The 17,682-nt window shown below is 65.0% G+C and carries 20 protein-coding genes; 8 read left to right on the top strand and 12 right to left on the bottom strand.

The window, feature by feature from the left end; genetic code table 11:
- Window positions 1–49: 49 nt before the first annotated feature.
- From HDC94_RS08945 to HDC94_RS08960, 4 genes are read right to left on the bottom strand one after another with little or no spacing between them, the layout of a single operon-like run.
- Entirely contained in the window at window positions 50–1,684 is a 1,635-nt protein-coding gene (locus HDC94_RS08945; RefSeq protein WP_179496790.1) for a ubiquinol-cytochrome c reductase cytochrome b subunit, read from the bottom strand.
- Window positions 1,681–2,754, bottom strand: coding sequence for a ubiquinol-cytochrome c reductase iron-sulfur subunit (locus HDC94_RS08950; protein ID WP_179496792.1), 1,074 nt, complete (start codon window positions 2,752–2,754; stop codon window positions 1,681–1,683). Before HDC94_RS08950 ends, HDC94_RS08945 begins: the two co-directional genes overlap by 4 nt.
- A gap of 30 nt (window positions 2,755–2,784) precedes the next feature.
- The gene (locus tag HDC94_RS08955) at window positions 2,785–3,570 is read right to left on the bottom strand and encodes a cytochrome c (protein WP_179496793.1); all 786 of its coding nucleotides are present in this window, start codon (window positions 3,568–3,570) and stop codon (window positions 2,785–2,787) included.
- Window positions 3,571–3,590: 20 nt separating this feature from the next.
- Entirely contained in the window at window positions 3,591–4,265 is a 675-nt protein-coding gene (locus tag HDC94_RS08960; protein ID WP_179496794.1) for a heme-copper oxidase subunit III, read from the bottom strand.
- 39 nt (window positions 4,266–4,304) lie between these two features.
- On the opposite strand from HDC94_RS08960, the gene trpD reads away from it, so the two are divergent.
- A complete protein-coding gene (gene trpD, locus HDC94_RS08965; protein ID WP_179496795.1) occupies window positions 4,305–5,360 on the top strand; it encodes an anthranilate phosphoribosyltransferase in 1,056 nt (351 codons plus the stop codon).
- 9 nt (window positions 5,361–5,369) lie between these two features.
- Here the strand turns inward: trpD and glpK are convergent, their stop codons facing one another.
- The gene (gene glpK, locus HDC94_RS08970) at window positions 5,370–6,866 is read right to left on the bottom strand and encodes a glycerol kinase GlpK (protein WP_179496796.1); all 1,497 of its coding nucleotides are present in this window, start codon (window positions 6,864–6,866) and stop codon (window positions 5,370–5,372) included.
- 46 nt (window positions 6,867–6,912) lie between these two features.
- Window positions 6,913–7,296, bottom strand: coding sequence for a YchJ family protein (locus HDC94_RS08975; protein ID WP_179496797.1), 384 nt, complete (start codon window positions 7,294–7,296; stop codon window positions 6,913–6,915).
- A gap of 56 nt (window positions 7,297–7,352) precedes the next feature.
- Here HDC94_RS08975 and argG point away from each other — a divergent pair, with 56 nt between their 5' ends.
- The gene (gene argG / locus HDC94_RS08980) at window positions 7,353–8,795 is read left to right on the top strand and encodes an argininosuccinate synthase (protein ID WP_179496798.1); all 1,443 of its coding nucleotides are present in this window, start codon (window positions 7,353–7,355) and stop codon (window positions 8,793–8,795) included.
- Between the two features lie 40 nt (window positions 8,796–8,835).
- On the opposite strand, the gene HDC94_RS08985 is transcribed toward argG, so the two are convergent.
- Together HDC94_RS08985 and HDC94_RS08990 are read right to left on the bottom strand one after the other, a co-directional pair.
- The gene (locus HDC94_RS08985) at window positions 8,836–9,411 is read right to left on the bottom strand and encodes a hypothetical protein (RefSeq protein ID WP_179496799.1); all 576 of its coding nucleotides are present in this window, start codon (window positions 9,409–9,411) and stop codon (window positions 8,836–8,838) included.
- A complete protein-coding gene (locus tag HDC94_RS08990) occupies window positions 9,408–10,004 on the bottom strand; it encodes an RNA polymerase sigma factor (RefSeq protein ID WP_308495683.1) in 597 nt (198 codons plus the stop codon). Before HDC94_RS08990 ends, HDC94_RS08985 begins: the two co-directional genes overlap by 4 nt.
- Before the next feature lie 108 nt (window positions 10,005–10,112).
- Between HDC94_RS08990 and HDC94_RS08995 the strand changes: the two genes are divergently transcribed.
- A complete protein-coding gene (locus HDC94_RS08995; RefSeq protein WP_179496800.1) occupies window positions 10,113–10,451 on the top strand; it encodes a PadR family transcriptional regulator in 339 nt (112 codons plus the stop codon).
- Window positions 10,448–11,389 carry a hypothetical protein gene (locus HDC94_RS09000; protein ID WP_179496801.1) on the top strand — a complete coding sequence of 314 codons (942 nt, stop codon included), beginning with the start codon at window positions 10,448–10,450 and terminating at the stop codon, window positions 11,387–11,389. The genes HDC94_RS08995 and HDC94_RS09000 overlap by 4 nt, the downstream gene beginning before the upstream one ends.
- A 10-nt stretch (window positions 11,390–11,399) precedes the next feature.
- Here HDC94_RS09000 and HDC94_RS09005 read toward each other — a convergent pair whose 3' ends face one another.
- From HDC94_RS09005 to HDC94_RS09020, 4 genes are all read right to left on the bottom strand, one after another.
- Window positions 11,400–12,953 (bottom strand): carbohydrate-binding protein, encoded by a 1,554-nt coding sequence (locus HDC94_RS09005; RefSeq protein ID WP_179496803.1) that lies wholly within the window; start codon window positions 12,951–12,953, stop codon window positions 11,400–11,402.
- 281 nt (window positions 12,954–13,234) lie between these two features.
- On the bottom strand, window positions 13,235–13,699 hold the full coding sequence (locus HDC94_RS09010) for a heme-binding protein (RefSeq protein ID WP_179496805.1): 465 nt from the start codon (window positions 13,697–13,699) through the stop codon (window positions 13,235–13,237).
- Window positions 13,699–14,157 (bottom strand): NUDIX hydrolase, encoded by a 459-nt coding sequence (locus tag HDC94_RS09015; protein WP_179496807.1) that lies wholly within the window; start codon window positions 14,155–14,157, stop codon window positions 13,699–13,701. Before HDC94_RS09015 ends, HDC94_RS09010 begins: the two co-directional genes overlap by 1 nt.
- A gap of 7 nt (window positions 14,158–14,164) precedes the next feature.
- Window positions 14,165–14,941, bottom strand: a complete 777-nt coding sequence (locus HDC94_RS09020) for an SDR family oxidoreductase (protein WP_179496809.1) — start codon at window positions 14,939–14,941, stop codon at window positions 14,165–14,167.
- Window positions 14,942–15,025: 84 nt separating this feature from the next.
- On the opposite strand from HDC94_RS09020, the gene HDC94_RS09025 reads away from it, so the two are divergent.
- From HDC94_RS09025 to HDC94_RS09040, 4 genes are all read left to right on the top strand, one after another.
- Window positions 15,026–15,487, top strand: coding sequence for an NfeD family protein (locus HDC94_RS09025; RefSeq protein ID WP_179496811.1), 462 nt, complete (start codon window positions 15,026–15,028; stop codon window positions 15,485–15,487).
- A 3-nt stretch (window positions 15,488–15,490) separates the two neighbouring features.
- A complete protein-coding gene (locus HDC94_RS09030) occupies window positions 15,491–16,402 on the top strand; it encodes an SPFH domain-containing protein (protein ID WP_179496813.1) in 912 nt (303 codons plus the stop codon).
- On the top strand, window positions 16,377–17,159 hold the full coding sequence (locus HDC94_RS09035) for a glycerophosphodiester phosphodiesterase (protein ID WP_179496815.1): 783 nt from the start codon (window positions 16,377–16,379) through the stop codon (window positions 17,157–17,159). The genes HDC94_RS09030 and HDC94_RS09035 overlap by 26 nt, the downstream gene beginning before the upstream one ends.
- A gap of 111 nt (window positions 17,160–17,270) precedes the next feature.
- Entirely contained in the window at window positions 17,271–17,645 is a 375-nt protein-coding gene (locus tag HDC94_RS09040; protein ID WP_179496817.1) for an RNA polymerase-binding protein RbpA, read from the top strand.
- Window positions 17,646–17,682 lie beyond the last annotated feature (37 nt).

The raw sequence follows: 17,682 nt of genomic DNA on the forward strand, positions 1-17,682 counted from the left end.
GGAGCCCCCGCCGTCCTTCCGGGTGGCGGGGGCTCCTCTTGCGTGCGAACTAGTGGCTGTCGCCGTGGCCGGCGTCGAGCTCCTTGCGGGTGACGGGCTCGATGCGGTCCTCGAAGAACCAGCGCGAGAGCGCCGCGCGCACACGCTGGCGAGCAGTGATACGCCCGCGCGTGTCCGGACGGATCATCAGCGGCTTGTAGTCCTCGTAGCTCACGAGCTTCCAGCGCTGGTACTCGTCCAGCTGCTCGTGCACCTCGATGTACTCACCGCCCGGCAGTCGAACGATGCGGCCGGACTCGTAGCCGTGGAGCGCGATCTCGCGGTCCTTCTTCTGGAGTGCGAGGCAGATCCGCTTGGCGACGAAGTAGGCGATGATCGGCCCGAGGATGAGCAGCGCCTGGCAGACGTGGATGACGCCCTCGATCGTGAGACGGAAGTGCGTCGCAATGAGGTCCGAACTCGCCGCAGCCCACATGACCGCGTAGAACGTCACGCCGGCCGCACCGATCGCGGTACGGGTAGGCGCGTTGCGCGGACGATCGGCGATGTGGTGCTCGCGCTTGTCGCCGGTGACCCATGCCTCGATGAAGGGGTAGAGCGCCACGACGACGAGGAAGAGCCCAATGACCACAAGCGGGATCATGATGTACCACGTGAACGTGTACCCGAACAGGACGCTCTCGAGGTGCGGCGGGATGAGACGCAGCATTCCGTCGGCGAAGCCGATGTACCAGTCCGGTTGAGTTCCGGCCGACACGGGGGAGGGGTCGTACGGTCCGTAGACCCAAACGGGGTTGATCTGCACAAGCGAGGCGATCAGCACGATCACGCCGAAGACGATGAAGAAGAATCCACCGGCCTTCGCTGCGAATACCGGCATGATCGGCGCGCCGACGACGTTGTCGTTGGTGTTGCCGGGCGCGGCGAACTGCGTGTGCTTGTTGACGATGAGGAGCACGAGGTGCACGCCGAGCGCCGCGACGAGGATCGCGGGCAGCAGCAGGATGTGCAGAACGTAGAGGCGACCCACGATGTCGAAGCCCGGGAACTCTCCGCCGAAGAGCAGGTAGGAGATCCACGTTCCGACGATCGGGATGCCCTTGACCATTCCATCGATGATGCGGAGACCGTTACCCGAGAGGAGGTCGTCGGGGAGCGAGTATCCCGTGAAGCCCTCAGCCATCGCGAGGATGAAGAGCAGGAAGCCGACGATCCAGTTGATCTCACGCGGCTTGCGGAACGCACCCGTGAAGAACACACGGAGCATGTGCAGTCCGATGGATGCCACGAACAGAAGCGCAGCCCAGTGGTGCACCTGGCGCATCAGGAGCCCGCCGCGAATGTCGAACGACAGGTCGAGGGTCGACGCCATGGCGGCCGACATCTCGATTCCCTTGAGCGGAACCCAGGCGCCCTCGTAGATGACGGGGACCATCGACGCCTGGAAGAAGAACGTCAGGAACGTTCCCGACAGCAGGATGACGACGAAGCTGTAGAGCGCGACTTCGCCAAGCATGAAGGACCAGTGGTCCGGGAAGATCTTGCGACCGAGCTCCTTGACGAGGCCCGACAGGCTGGTGCGCTCGTCGATGTAGTTCGCTGCCCAACCGGTGAAGCGGGCACCCGTCGACTTCTCGACAGGAGCCTCCGTTACCGTCTCGGGTGTGGCGGTCGTGGTGGTCACAGCTCACGCTCCCAGAAGCTCGGCCCGACGGGCTCGGTGAAGTCGCTGCGAGCGACCAAGTAGCCCTCATCGTCCACGGTGATGGGCAGCTGGGGCAGTGCCCGGCTTGCCGGCCCGAAGATGACCTTGGCCTCGTCCTTGATGTCGAACTGCGACTGGTGGCACGGGCAGAGCAGGTGATGGGTCTGCTGCTCGTACAGTGCCACGGGGCATCCGACGTGGGTGCAGATCTTGGAGTACGCAACGATGCCGTCGTAGTTCCAGTCCTCACGACCGGGGGAGACGTTGAGGTCCTCCGGCTTGAGACGCATGAGGAGAACTGCAGCCTTTGCCTTCTCCTCGAGTCGGTGGCTGGACTCGTTCAGACCCTCGGGGATGACGTGGAAGGCCGAGCCGAGAGTGACGTCGGATGCACGGATCGGAGTGCCGAACGGATCGCGCGTCAGGCGCGTTCCCTTCGCCCACATCGTGTGCTTGAGCAGCGGAACCGGGTCCTCGGCCGGAGCGAGGTCGCGGAACAGCACGACTGCGGGCAGCGGGCTGACGACAAGCGCGCCGATGAGCGAGTTACGGATCAGCTTGCGACGGGTGAAACCGGATTCCTTGTTGCCGAGCGCGAAGACCTCGACGGCCTTGGCGCGGGTCTCATCGCTGCCGCGAGTTCCGTGGCGCTGTTCGACGAGGTCGTGGCCGTCCATGAGCGCCTTCGCCCAGTGGACCGCGCCGAGACCGATGCCGAGAAGAGCGAGAGTGATGCCGAGCCCGAGGAACAGGTTGTTGAGACGTACCGTGCCCAGGTTGCCCTCGGTGATCGGGAAGGCGATGTACGCGGCGATCGCGAGGACGCTGCCGACGATGGAGACGATGAACAGGGCGCCCACACGACGCTCCTGCTGCTTCTCGACCTTGGGGTCGAGATCCGTGACACGCGGTCGCTCGGGCGGAAAGCCGGGGTTCTCGACCCTGTCAGCAATCACGACACCGGTACCGGGGGACGGCTCTACTCCACCGTGCTTCTCGACCGCCGAGCCCGCAGCTTCGCTGCTGTCTCCGCCGTGGTCCTTCGACATTCTTATCCCTTCAACCGTCTGTGACGCGTACTAGTTGGACTTGGCGGTGAGCCACACGGTGATCGCGACGATCGCGCCGAGTCCGAAGATCCAGATGAACAGGCCCTCGGACACTGGTCCGATGTTGCCGAGTCCGAAGCCACCGGGCTCGGGGTTGTCCTCGAGGAACTTCAAGTACGTGATGATGTCCGCCTTGTTCTCAGGCGAAATGTTGTGGTCGTTGAAGACGGGCATGTTCTGCGGACCCGTGATCATGGCCTCATAGACGTAGGCGGCTTCCACTCCGACGAGCGGGGGAGCGTACTTGCCCTCGGTCAGCGCGCCACCGGCACCGGCGACGTTGTGACACATGGCGCAGTTGATGCGGAAGAGCTCGGCACCGACCGCCGCATCGCCGTCACCCTGAAGGAGGCTCTCGTCGGGAATGGCCGGGCCGGGAGCGCGGGAGGCGACGTACGCCGCGAGGGCTGCCGTCTGCTCTGCCGTGAACTGGGGTGGCTTGACCTCGGCCTGGGGTCCGGTGGCAGCCATCGGCATGCGGCCCGTTCCGACCTGGAAGTCCACTGCTGCCGCTCCCACGCCGATCAGACTCGGGGCCTGGGACGTTCCCTGGAGCGCCATTCCGTGGCAGGTGGCGCAGTTCGCGGCGAACAGCTTGCCGCCCTCTTCGATGAGTGCAGCCTGGGATGCCTCGGTCTCCGCGGTCGCGCTGGAAGTGGCCAACGCGTACACGCCTCCGGTCGCGATGAGACCGACGAGCAGGAGTGCGACGCTCGCGAGAGGGTGTCGACGTCCGGTTGCTTTCTTCTTCGCCATGGTGCTGTGGGTTCCGATTCTCATTTGAGGACGTAGATGATCAGGAACAGGCCGATCCAGACGACATCAACGAAGTGCCAGTAGTACGAGACGACGACGGCCGTCGTCGCCTCCTTGTGCCCGAAGGCCTTGACCGCGAAGGCTCGACCGATCACGAGCAGGAAGGCGATGAGTCCTCCCGTCACGTGGAGACCGTGGAATCCGGTCGTGATGTAGAAGGCCGACCCGTAGGAGTCGCTCGACAGGCTCACGTGTTCGCTCACGAGAAGTGCGTACTCGTAGATCTGGCCGACCACGAAGGTGGCGCCCATCGCGTAGGTCAGGAAGAACCACTCGACCATTCCCCACTTACGGAAGTTGAAGAGGCCGCCCGTGCGGTGGGGCTGAAGACGCTCGGCCGCGAAAACACCGGCCTGGGCAGTGAACGACGAGAGCACGAGGATCGTGGTGTTGATCGCCGCAAACGTGACGTTGAGCTTGGCCGTCTGCTCCTCCCACAGTCCGGGGGAGGTCGCCTTGAGCGTGAAGTAGATCGCGAACAGGCCAGCGAAGAACATGACCTCGCTGCCCAGCCACACGATCGTTCCTACGGCAACGACGTTGGGGCGCTGGACGGCTGGGGCCCCGACCGTGCGGGGTAGTGAGGCTGTAGTCACCCTCCCATTATGGTCGATTTCCGTCGGCGGTTTTGTCATTGGGGCTGCCAGTCGTGCCAGCCTCGTTAGGATTTCGGCATGGCGAACCAGAGAACGTGGCCCAGCATCCTTTCTGCACTGGTCGAGGGCAGGGACATGTCGATCGGTGACGCGGAGTGGGCCATGCAGTCCGTGATGGCGGGGGAGGCGACGCCCGCCCAGCTGGCCGGTCTGCTGGTGGCGCTGCGGGTCAAGGGTGAGACGGTCGACGAGATCGTGGGATTCCGGGATGCAGTACTTGCGAACGCCCTCCCGCTGGCCGTCACGCCCGACGTCCTCGACATCGTCGGCACCGGGGGAGACCCGTTCGGTGCCGTCCTCAACATCTCGTCGATAGCGTCGGTGATCGCTGCGGCGGCCGGTGTTCCGGTGGTCAAACACGGTAACCGCGGGGCGAGTTCGGCGTCCGGAGCATCCGATGTCCTGTCCGCACTCGGCCTCAACCTCGACATCGGTCCAGAACGTGCGGCCGAGATTCTTGACGAGGTGGGCATCACGTTCGCCTTCGCGGCATCTTTCCACCCCGGATTCCGCCACGCGGGCCCTGTCCGCAAGGAACTGGGCATTCCGACGCTCTTCAACATCCTCGGGCCATTGTGCAATCCCGCGCGACCCAACGCCTCTGCTGTGGGAGTCGCGAGCCTCGAGCGGGTTCCCCTCATGGTCGGTGTGTTCCAGACGCGTGGCGCCACAGCACTCGTCTACCGGGGCGATGACGGCATCGACAAGCTCACGACGACCGGACACAGCCACATCTGGGAGGTCAGCCGCGGGTTCGTCGCGGAGCATGACCTCGACCCTGCCGAGCTAGGGATTCCGAGGGCCCCGATCGAGGCCATCCTCGGCGGCCAGCCCGAGCACAATGCGGCCATTGCACGCACGATGCTGGCGGGGGAGCCTGGCCACGTGCGCGACATCGTGCTGCTGAACGCTGCCGCGGGCCTCGTGTCGTGGGAGCTCTCTCGCGACCCGGAGCTCATCACCGAACCGATCGTCGACCGGCTCAAGGGCCAGTTCGAGCGCGCGGCATCCGTCGTCGACTCAGGGGCCGCCCTCGCGAAGCTTGACGAGTGGGTCGCGGCGACTCAGCGATAGCGACGGGGTTCACACCCAGTCGAGTGACTTGGTGATCGCCTTACTCCACTGGGCCGTGCGCTGCTGGCGTTCCGCATCCGGCATGTCCGGCAGCCAGCGCGACCCCTCCTTCCAGTTGTCACGGAGTTCCTGGAGCCCCTCCCAGTATCCGACCGAAAGTCCCGCCGCGTAGGCGGCGCCGAGGGCGGTGGTCTCCGCGACGACCGGTCGGACGACGGGGATGTCGAGGATGTCCGACTGGAACTGCATCAGGTACTCGTTGGCGACCATCCCGCCGTCCACCCTCAGCTCCGTGAGGGGCATGCCAAGGTCGGCGGCGGCCGCCAGGAGCACATCCCGGGTCTGGAACGCCGTGGCCTCGAGCGCGGCTCGGGCGATGTGGCCTTTGTTGGCAAAACGAGTGAGTCCGAGGATCGCGCCCCGGGCATCCGGTCGCCAGTGGGGAGCGAACAGCCCCGAGAACGCCGGGACGAAGTACACGCCGCCGTTGTCGTCGACCGATGCGGCGAGCGCCTCGATGTCGGACGCCTTCTCCAGGATGCCGAGGTTGTCGCGGAGCCACTGGACGAGCGATCCCGTGACGGCGATCGACCCCTCGAGGGCGTATCGAGTCTCCTCGCCCTCGAGGCGATAGGCGACGGTGGAGAGGAGCCCGTTCGACGAACGCACGATGTCGGTTCCCGTGTTGACGATCAGGAAGTTGCCCGTGCCGTAGGTGTTTTTCGACTCGCCGGCGTCGAACGCCGTCTGCCCGAACGTCGCGGCCTGCTGATCGCCGAGTATGCCCGTGACCGGCACTTCTCTGAGGAGCGACGAGTCCTCGGCGACCCCGAACGCGTCGGAGGAACTCCGGATGCTCGGCAGCATCGACATCGGAATCCCGAACTCCGCCGTGATCTCCTCGTCCCACTGGCAGGTGGCGAGGTCCATGAGCATCGTGCGGCTGGCGTTCGTGACATCCGTCGCGTGCTCGCCGCCACGGGTGCCGCCCGTGAGGTTCCAGAGGACCCAACTGTCCGTCGTGCCGAAGAGCAGATCGCCGGCCTCGGCCTTCGCGCGAGCGCCCTCGACGTTGTCGAGGATCCACACGATCTTCGTTGCGGAGAAGTAGGTGGCGAGGGGGAGCCCCACTCGCTCGCGGAACCGGTCGAGGTCACCGTCAGCGATGCGATCGACGATGTCCTGCGTGCGGGTGTCCTGCCAGACGATGGCATTGTAGACGGGCCTTCCGGTGGTCCTGTCCCACACCACCGCGGTCTCTCGTTGGTTCGTGATACCAATGGCCGCGATATCGTGACGCGTGATGTCGGCCTTGGACAGTGCTGTCCCGATCACCTCGCGCGTGTTGTTCCAGATCTCCGCGGGATCGTGCTCGACCCAACCCGCCCACGGGAACAGCTGCCGGTGCTCGAGCTGTCCGACGGAGACCACCGTTCCGCCGTGATCGAAGACGATGGCCCGCGTGCTCGTCGTTCCCTGGTCGATCGCGAGAACGTAGCCGCTCATACGCACTCCTTCGTGGGGCATGGCACCGTCGTGATGCTCATCGACACTATCGGGACTCCGTCACAACTCCGTCGAGGTAGAACCACGCGCCATCCTCCCGACGGAATCGACTGCGCTCGTGGAGTGACCCCGCCCCCTCGGGCGACCGGAACCAAGCGGTGAAGGTCACAGTGCCCTCGGTGTCGAAGGGGCCACCCGCGGTGCGCCGCTCAATGTCGAGCCGATACCAGCGCACGTCGCCATCCGTCTCCAGCTCCGCAGGCCGCGTCGAGGGATGCCACGTGCGGAGCAGGTAGCCCGCGTCGCCCACGGCGAACGCACTGAAGCGGGAGCGCATCAGCCGCTCGGCGGTGGGGGCCGAGGCGGCGCCGGCGTGGAGCGGGCCGCAGCATTCGTCGTAGGGGAGCCCGGAGCCGCAGGGACAACGCATCCTGACACCCTAGTCTCGGCAAATCGACACCCCTGTCGCGCTCTAGGCTTGTGGGCATGTCCAAGGTTCTCTCCAGTCTTCCCGTCGGCGAACGTGTCGGCATCGCTTTCTCGGGAGGGCTCGACACCTCCTGCGCCGTTGCATGGATGCGCGAGAAGGGTGCAGTGCCCTGCACCTACACCGCGGACATCGGACAGTACGACGAGCCGAACATCGGCGAGGTTCCCGCGCGCGCACTCGAGTACGGTGCGGAGATCGCCCGTCTCGTCGACGCGAAGACTGCACTCGTCGAAGAGGGCCTCGTTGCCCTGCAGTGCGGCGCCTTCCACATTCGGTCGGGCGGCAAGACCTACTTCAACACGACGCCGCTCGGGCGTGTCGCGACGGGCACGATGCTCGTGCGCGCCATGAAGGAGGACGGCGTCGACATCTGGGGCGACGGCTCAACCTACAAGGGCAACGACATCGAGCGGTTCTACCGCTACGGGCTGCTCGCCAATCCGCGCCTGCGCATCTACAAGCCGTGGCTCGACGCCGCCTTCGTTGGCGAACTCGGTGGTCGCACCGAGATGAGTGAGTGGCTGGTGGCGCGTGGATTCCCCTATCGCGATGCCACCGAGAAGGCCTACAGCACGGACGCCAACATCTGGGGTGCCACCCACGAGGCGAAGAACCTCGAGGAGCTGAGCTCGGGCCTCGACATCGTTGACCCGATCATGGGCGTCGCCGCCTGGCGTGACGACGTCGAGATTGAGACAGAGATCGTCACCGTCCGCTACGAGGCAGGCCGCCCCGTCGCGATCAACGGCGTCGAGTACACGGACCCCGTCGCACTCGTGCTCGAAGCGAACGCCATTGGCGGCCGCCACGGGCTCGGCGTCTCCGACCAGATCGAGAACCGCATCATCGAGGCCAAGAGCCGTGGAATCTACGAGGCACCGGGCATGGCCTTGCTCCACATCACCTACGAGCGCCTGCTCAACGCGATCCACAACGAGGACACCGTCGCGAACTACCACGCTGAGGGACGCCGCCTCGGGCGCCTCATGTACGAGGGTCGCTGGCTCGACCCGCAGTCGCTCATGCTGCGTGAATCGCTGCAGCGCTGGGTCGGCTCGGCAATCACCGGGGAGGTTACCCTGCGCCTGCGCCGCGGCGACGACTACACGATCCTCGACACCACGGGCCCGCACCTCAGCTACCACCCCGAGAAGCTCTCCATGGAGCGCGTCGGGGATGCCGCGTTCGGTCCAGGCGACCGCATCGGCCAGCTGACCATGCGCAACCTCGACATCGCCGACTCGCGTTCGCGCCTCGAGCAGTACGCAGCGGCCGGTCTGATCGGTGGACCGACCGCGGAGCTGGTCGGCGAACTGGAGTCCGGGGCATCCGCCGACATCCTCGACTCGGTGACGCCTCACACCGGCGCCGAGGAGGCGCTCGACCGGGCGACGGATGCCGCGTCCGAGGGCTCAGCGTTCGACAGCGGTACCGACTAGCGTTCAACTCCCGCGCTAAGACTCGTGCGGCGGCTGGGCCTCAGGACAGCGTGCGAACGAAGGTCACCACAGGCTCCTCGGCGCTTCCGGAGACTATGCAGAGTGAGATGACCTGGGCGACAGGGGACGATCCAGTGACCCACTCGACGTTGACGGTCGCGACGGAGGCCCAGTCTGACTCGGGCACCGATTCCCGCGTGTAGGCGTCCACACCGGGCCGAACACTCTCGGACGAATACTCCGAGGCCTGTGGCTCGACCTCGAACCCGGTGATGTCGGGCGTGGCGTCAACACAGAGCTGATACACGGCGCGTGCGTCGTAGCCATTGACCGTCTCGTTCTCCGTGACCGGGGGAGTTGAGGGAGTCGGCGACGACGTGGGAGGAGCTGACGATCCAGAAGGTGAGGGTGCCAGCGGAGGTGTGCCAGCTGGGGGAGACGGCCAGAACGAGCCCGTCGAAGCAGCGAAGCCGATGAGTGCGACAATTCCGACACCCGCAAGCGCTGGCACGACCTGCCGGAGAGCGGATGCACTCCGCTGTCGAGTCTTAACGTGACCGACGATCATCCGCCGCATGGCCGCTGAGAGCTCTGGGTTGAGATCCTGTCTAGTCATCGAGAACCTCCGTTGTGTGCGGTTTCGTTGTTGAGGGCCGTGAGCACGTCGGCCGCGAGCCGCTGTTTCGCGCGAGACAGCCGAGATTTGACGGTCCCGGGCGGCACCGCGAGCACTGCCGCTGCATCGGCTGTCGACAGTTGCTGGATGACGCAGAGCGTGATGATGTCCTGATCGCGTTTCGACAGCCGCGCGAGAGCGTCATGCACTCGCGCAGCCATCGACTGAGAATCGAGCCGACGTGCCACGTCGTCGGCTGGATCTGGACTCTCCTCGAACTCCCGCATCTGCTCGAGGAGGGCTCGATACCGGCGGCGGGAGCGCTCGAGGTTCCTGGCGAGGTAATTCGCCGTGACGAGGAGCCAGCCGATAACCGAACCGTCCACCACCCGCACGGATTCGCGCCGCCTCCACGCTTCGAGGAACGTCGCCGCGGTGACATCCTCAGCGTCGTGGATCGTGGGCGACATCCGCTGTGCCTGATGGAAGACGCGATTGCGGTGCAGGTCGAAGATTGCGCCGAATGCTGCCGGATCGCCTCCTCGAGCCGCATCCCATCTCGCGGACTCATCGTCGGGTGTAGTGATGCTCACGTTAAGAGAATGTCGCGACTCGTCGATCGGTTCCCTTTCCCTCGTGACCACGCATGCAGTGCCAAGCCTCTATTGCGCTACTGTGCTGCGCTATGTAATGTGTCCGGCATGGTAACTCCGGATGCGTCGAAGTACGAGCAGGATCTCCGCAAGGGTGTTCTGGTTCTCGCGGTTCTGTCGCAGCTGCGGTCGAGCCAATACGGATACTCGCTCCGGCAGGCGCTCTCAGAGCAGGGGATGCCCATCGAAGAGGGCACGCTCTATCCCTTGCTGCGACGGCTCGAGTCGCAGGGGCTGCTCGAATCCGAGTGGCGGGTTGATGGGGGGCCGCCGCGACGCTATTACCGACTCAGCCCGGGCGGGACCGAACTCTTCCGATCGCTCACCACCTCGTGGGACTCCCTCGCTGCCGTGATGACGCAGCTCGTGAAAGGAACGAACGAATGACGACCGATGACCTGCTGGAGAACTACGTTCGTGATGTCGTCCTGCGTTTGCCACGCAAGGTCCGTCGTGATGTGGGCTACGAATTGCGTGCGCTGCTGGAGGAGGAGCTCCGGGGGAGGGCCGAGACATCCGGTCGCGAGCCCGACGCGCAACTCGCAGTCCAGCTGCTTGCGGATTTCGGCAGGCCAGCGGATGTGGCCGATCGCTACCGTCCCGCGGGGTTCACGGTGATCAAGCCAGCGGATGCACCCCAGTTTGCGAGGATCGCTCTCGGCGGAGTGGTGCTCCAGTGGGTGGCATCCCTGGTGGCCACCTTCGCCGCGCGACCGGAGGGTGTCGAGTGGCTCAGCCTGTTGGGCAGCTGGTGGGTTACGTGGGGGCTCGGGGCGTTCTGGTGGCCGGGATTGCTGGTGTCGCTCAGCATCATCGCCGGGGCGGTGGCGGCGCGGCGCGAGATGCGGGATTCGAACGCTCCGCGCCTGGCGGAGCTCGATCGCGACAAAGTCAGGCGAGGCTTCATCGTGGTGTACATCGCGCTGGGGCTGCTGGGCGCGACCATCGTGCTCGCGCTACCGTCGCTCGCAGTCTGGGGGAGTGCCCTTCCGGCCCCGTTGATCGGTGCTTTCGAGTTCGACGCAGGGTTCCTGGCGTGGCGCGCTCCGTGGGTCCTCGCTTTCTGGGCGGTGAGCCTGGGTTTGGGGATAGCGTTGCTCGTCTCGGGGCGCTGGTCGCGCACCACGCGTCTCATCGAGCTTCTCTCGGCGGTCGGAGGGCTCATCCTGCTCATTGCGTGGCTCGCACTCGGTCCGATCTTCGTTTCGCCCACCACTGACAGCGTGACCAAACTGTGCCTCGCTGCACTCGTGATATTGCTCTTCGTCGACATCGTGCTCAGCATTCGCAGGATGTCGATCCCGCTCCGGGCGCCCGCGGTCTGAGCGGCTTGGGCTACAGCCTCCCCAGACCGGTCAGGAATCGCTTCGTGTAGGCAAGAGACGGGGTGAGGGGGCTTGAGTTGCACGTGTTCGACAGCGCTTTCGACCCGCACGGTACGTCCCTGTCCAGTGACCAGTAGTGGAGGCCCGCGAGGCCGTTCTGCACCGCGTAGGCGGTCATCTCATCGATGTCCTCCAGGGTTGTGATCTCGTCGGGAATGTCGTTGAGCGAGATCATGGGAGTGAGCTCGATCTTGGCCAGAGGCACGGCAGGGTAGGTGTGTCGAAGGTTCTTGACTGCCTGGACTGCGGACTTTCCCATGTCGCAGATGCTGCCGGACATCACGCAGACGTGGTTCGACGCCGGCCCGTAGTCCATGACCATGAGGTTGATCGTGTAGTTGCGGATACCCGAGGCCAGCACCGCCTTGATGACCGCGTCACCGGTGGAATTGACGCCGCCGTAGCTTCCGTCCGAAGCGCCGAGTGTCGCGATGGTGAAGGAGAAGCGCAGCCCCGGATAGTCGTCCTGGACGGCCGCGGCGGAAGCGACTTGCTGTGTGATCTCCGCAATGGACTGCCCGCGCTCGATATCGAAGTCCACCCCGATCAGGTTGTCGCTGGCGTATCGCTCGATGAAGCTGCGCATGCCGGAGGCCGACGAGCAGGTGAAGCTGCCTGCCGCGCCTCCGGTCCCCAGGATGTAGTCGTAGTCAGCGGAGTCGAGACCGGCGATATTGTCACGGGCAAAGTCGGCCCCGGGAATGCCGGCCCAGTTCTCCCGGCCGCATTCACCAGTCGCGAAGGCGAGTGTGATGGTGTCGAGGCTCGGGAGTGTCGATTGCAGCGTCACACCGGTGCCGACGAGCGGCGACTGGTGTCCCGTGATTGCGCTCGTGCCCATCTTGTATCCGGTGCTCCAGTACATGGCCTGGGCGATGTCCTTGTAGGGACTGAACACGAGTCCGGAGGCTGTGCCCGTCTCGCCCGGGTCACCGTCGTCGCCCGGGGGAGTGGGAGACGGGGTAGGGGTCGGCGTCGGCGTGGGGGTTGCGTTGTCGCAGGACGTCACGGTCCAGTACTGAGGAGCGGCACTGGGGGACCACCAGTTCGGAGCGAACGTCGATTCGTAAGCAATGCCGTTGAACAGGACTTTGTCGCCTCTGACGTACGCCGGGTCACCCGCGTAGGGCTGCTTGTACTGAGGGCAGGTGGCGGGGGTCGTCGTCGGAGTGGGGCTCGGGGTTGGCTGGGGCGTGGCTGTGGGAGTTGCCGTCGGCGTCGGCGTTGGCGTTGAGCACGTCGATTCCTTCCAGTACTGCGGCACCGCGGCAGGTGACCACCAGTTGGGGGAGAAGGTCGACTCGTAGATCTTCCCGGCAAAGGTGACCTTGTCGCCCTTCGCGTAGGACGCATCGCCAGCGTAGGGCTGGACGAACGGTGCGCACGGGACGCGATCCGCCGACGCTGCGGTGGCCAGCGCGGAACCCGCGAAGACCGACGCGCCGACGAGCGCAATGAGGGTCAGGATTGCCCAGCTGCGGCGAGCCCGCTGATCGGGCCGCATTTCGTGACGAACGACATTCTGGGCAGACGAATCGGCAACCACTGTTTCCCCCCGGGTGTGATCTGAGATCGTGAGGTCCGACGATCCCGTACCGATGATGCGTTGCGAGATCGAAGGTGTTTCACCAGACAATACCGCTAAAGCCGAGGCGCGGTTGCCCGCACGCGAGGGGAGCTGGCTCATCAGCGCCACGAATCAGCGAGGAGGCGTTTCCGGAAATACTGACATAATGTGCATTATCGGATACAGCAATGCGACCGCGTAGGGCTTGGCCCTACGGCTCAGTCGTCCAGGAAGCGCCTGAGCGCCTCGGCGGCCACCTCGTGGTCGACCACGTCGGGTTCACCTGACACGGTGATCGTCCCGACGATCTCTCCGGATGCACGAATCGGAATCGATCCGCCGTGCGCCTTGTACAGCTCTGGATCGAGTCCGAGATCTGCGAGTGACTGACCGGATGCCTCGAGCCGACGTCGCACCAAAAGTGATGGTTCTTCAAAATGAAGTGCTACTGCGGCCTTGCCCTGCAACCAGGAATCGTTGTCCCGTCCCGTCGACCCCAGGCGCACGCGGAACACGAGGTATCCGCGCAGCACGATATCGACGGCCAGATCGAGTTCGCGTTCCGTGATGATCTCCACGGCCGCCAACCCGAGGTCGAGCGCATCGTCCGTGCCGAAGAATCCGACATCGATCCGCGTGAGCGGCTCGATGTCCTCGATGGTGAATACGGGAAGCTCGGTCATCAGCAGGACGGCAACTGGCGACGCACGAGATTCACCAGCTCCTTCGGCTCGTAGGGCTCGTCGGTGCCGATCAGCTCGCTGAGCGTCCACCATTTGTGGGCGAGAACGTCCACGTGTTCCTCCTCGGTCCAGTGTTCGCTCGACGGCTCGAAGGTGTCGACAACGGCGGTGTAGAACTCGGCATGACCGGTGTCGTGGTCCGCGTCATCCCAGACCACATCGAAGTCGTGCGACCACACTGGCTCCCCCAGATCGTCGATCCTCAGCCCGGTCTCCTCGTAGAGTTCCCGGACTGCGGCGTCGTGCTGGGTCTCGCCCGGGTCCACTCCCCCGCCTGGCGTCAGCCAACGCGCGATCCCGCTCGTGTCTGGCGCCTTCGTGAGGAACAGCAGAATGCGGTTCTCCCTGTCGAAGAGCAGCACGCGGCTCGTGAGCCGATGCACACCCTTCACGGTCACGGAGTGCCTACTTGCTCAGGAAGTCTGAGACGTCGCCGACGTATCGCGTGTTGTCGTCGGGGATCGGCTCCACAGCGGCGAGTGCCACTTCGGCCGCGAACTCCCCCACGTTGTACAGGCGACCAGCGGCCTCCTTGCGGGCCTCGATCGCACCGGGGTTCGCGCGCTGGAGAAGGGTGGCCGTGATGGTCCCCTCGATCATGTCGCCGGAGACGACCACAAACGAGATGCCGTCGGCCTCGAGCCCGGGGATGAGTTCGCGGAGGGCATCCTCACCGGCACGCTTGCTCAGTGCCACCGGAAGGTACTCCGGCATCGTCTCGACGGTCTTGATGAAGTGCGCCTGGTGACTCGTGACGAAGACCACGCGTGATCCTGCCTCAAGAAGCGGCCGAGCCGCCTCGAGGAAGTTGACCTGGGCGTCCCGGTTGAGCTTCATGGCGTAGTCGGCCTCCATGCCGCTCTCCATGCCCCCCGACGCGTTGAGCACGAGGATGTCAAGACCGCCAAAGGCTGCTCGCACGGTTTCGACGAGCGCCGCGACGGACTCGGGGTCCGTCAGGTCGGCCCCCACCGCGATGGCCTCAGCGCCGCCGGCGATGAGCTTGTCGACGAGCTTGAGGGCTCGCGCCTCCTTATTGCGGTAGTTGATCGCCACCCGCGCGCCCGCTTCGGCGAAGTAGGTCACCGTGTCGGCACCGATGCCGCGGGACGATCCAGTTACGAGTACGCGCTTGCCGGCGAGAGATCCGGGGGCAAGGGGGTTAGTGGGGGTGTCGCTCACAGCATCCGACACTACCAACACGGTGGCGCAGCGGAGGCAGGTGATAGCTTCGATAGCGAACCGAACCACGAGAGGTGCGTGCTCATGCTGCTGGAATTCCTGGAGAGCTACGCCTGGATTGTCTGGCTCGCGCTCATCCTTATCTTCGTGATCATCGAGGTCACGACGCTGGAGTTCACGTTCCTCATGCTCGCCGTAGGCAGCCTCGGAGGTCTCGTCTCCGGCCTGTTCGGCCTGCCGTGGTGGGCACAGATCATCGTCGCCGCCATCCTCTCCCTTCTCCTCCTCCTCATCGTGCGTCCCGCATTGTTGCGCGCACTCGGGCGAGGTGCCCACGACGCCCCCACCAACGTCGATGCCCTCATCGGGCTCTCGGGAGTCGTCACCACCGACTTCGCGGGCAACCCCACCAATGTCAAGCTCGCCAATGGGGATGTCTGGACAGCCCGGGACCTCGATGGCTCTCCCCTGCTCGAAGGCGACACCGTTGTGGTCGCCGCAATCGATGGGGCCACCGCGGTGGTCTCGACCGTGGAAAGGAACTAGCCCATGTTCGACGGAGGACTCATCGGCCAGGTGTTCCTGGTCATCCTGATCGCCGTGATCGCCATCTTTGTGTTGGTGATCCTGTTCCGCTCCATCCGGATCATTCCGCAGGCGAGCGCAGGAATCGTAGAGCGGCTGGGCAAGTACCACAAGACGCTCATGCCGGGTCTCAACATTCTCGTGCCGTTCATTGACCGTCTCCGTCCGCTCATCGATATGCGCGAGCAGGTCGTGTCCTTTCCCCCGCAGCCCGTGATCACCGAGGACAACCTTGTCGTCTCGATCGACACCGTTGTCTTCTTCCAGGTGACGGATGCTCGTGCTGCGACCTACGAGATCGCCAACTATCTCGGCGCCGTCGAACAGCTCACGACGACCACGCTCCGCAACGTGGTCGGTGGACTGAACCTGGAGGAGGCGCTCACGAGCCGCGACAACATCAACGGACAGCTGCGCGTCGTACTCGACGAGTCGACCGGCAAGTGGGGTATCCGCGTGGGACGAGTGGAGCTCAAGGCGATCGATCCGCCGGTATCGATCCAGGACTCGATGGAGAAGCAGATGCGCGCGGAGCGGGATCGCCGTGCGCTCATCCTCACCGCCGAGGGGACCAAGCAATCCGCGATCCTCACGGCGGAGGGCGCCCGCCAGGCCGCGATCCTCTCAGCCGAGGGTGACGCCAAAGCGCAGGTGCTCCGTGCGCAGGGTGAAGCCGAGGCCATCACCACGGTGTTCCAGGCGATCCACGCCGGTGGTCCCTCCGCGGACCTTCTCGCCTACCAGTACTTGCAGACCCTGCCGAAGATCGCTGAGGGCGACTCCAACAAGATGTGGATCATTCCCTCGGAGTTGACGGAGGCGCTCAAGGGCATCAGCGAGGGATTCCTCGGTGGCAAGGGTCCAGCGCCCAAGTAGTCCGGCCGCCTCGTACTTCGCTCCCCCACGACCGCGCGTCTTCGCGCATCGCGGGCTGGCGATCGAGGCGCCCGAGAACACCATGTTGGCCTTCGCCAAGGCCGTCGCGGTAGGCGTCGACTACGTCGAGACCGACGTGCGCGCGAGCCTGGATGGCGCGGCGGTGGTGTGCCACGACCCTGACCTGTCGCGGGTCGCCGGGCGTGACATCCGCGTCGATCAGCTCACCCTTGCCGAACTCCGAAGGATCGACCTGGGCTTCGGCCAGACCTTCTGCTCCCTTGCCGAGGCTCTGGACGCCTTCCCCGAGACCCGCTTCAACATCGACCTGAAATCGGCGGATGTCGTGGCCCCGGCTGTCGACGCGATCCGCAAGCTCAACGCACTCGGGCGAGTTCTCGTCACCTCCTTCGGGGAGAGCAGGCGTCGCGCGGCGATCGCTGAGCTGCCCGGGGTAGCAACATCGGCGTCGGCCCGACCGTTCGTCGCGGCCCTCCTCGCAGGGAAGGTCGGCTCGCCGCTCGCCATGTCGAGGGCGCTGCGTGGGATCGATGCTGTGCAGGTGCCGCAGAAAGCGCTCGGGCTCCGGGTGACCACTCCCCCGATGATCGAACGCCTCCACCGGGCGGGCGTCGAAGTGCATGTCTGGACGATCAACGATCCCGGCGTGATGCTGTCATTGCTCGATCTCGGCGTCGATGGAATCGTCACCGATCGCGCCGATCTCGCACTGGAGATAGTGAAGAACCGTCGCTGATCCGAGGATTTACTGTGAACCACCTGTGAGGCTCGCAGGGCTGAAAGGTTTTGCCCAGCTTGGGGGTTTATAACTGTGAGCTAACCCCGCGAACACAAGGAGGGCCACACGATGGCAGACCGGAGCTTGCGCGGCATGAGATTGGGCACCCAGAGCTTACAGAGCGAAGAGGGCGTCGAATTTTCCCCGCGTGTGAAGAGAACATATCGCGCCTCCAACGGCACCACGTTTGATGTGGTGTTTGCGGCGGACGCTGAGATTCCCCAGGTATGGGAGTCACCCAAGTCAGGCCAGGAAGGCGTGCTGCTCGGCAGCAATGGCGAACCGGTCGAGCTCGATGAGACCGAGACCAAGGTTCCGCGAAGCCACTGGGACATGCTCCTCGAGCGGCGCACCCGCCCCGAGCTGGAGGAACTCCTCCAGGAGCGACTCGAGTACCTCCGCGCGCGTCGCGGACAGGGCAGCCAGGACAAGATCGGCGCCTGACCACTCGAACGTGGAGAAGCCCCGCTACCGGATGACG

It is taken from the genome of Leifsonia sp. AK011 (genome assembly GCF_013410945.1).
Lineage (GTDB): Bacteria > Actinomycetota > Actinomycetes > Actinomycetales > Microbacteriaceae > Rhodoglobus.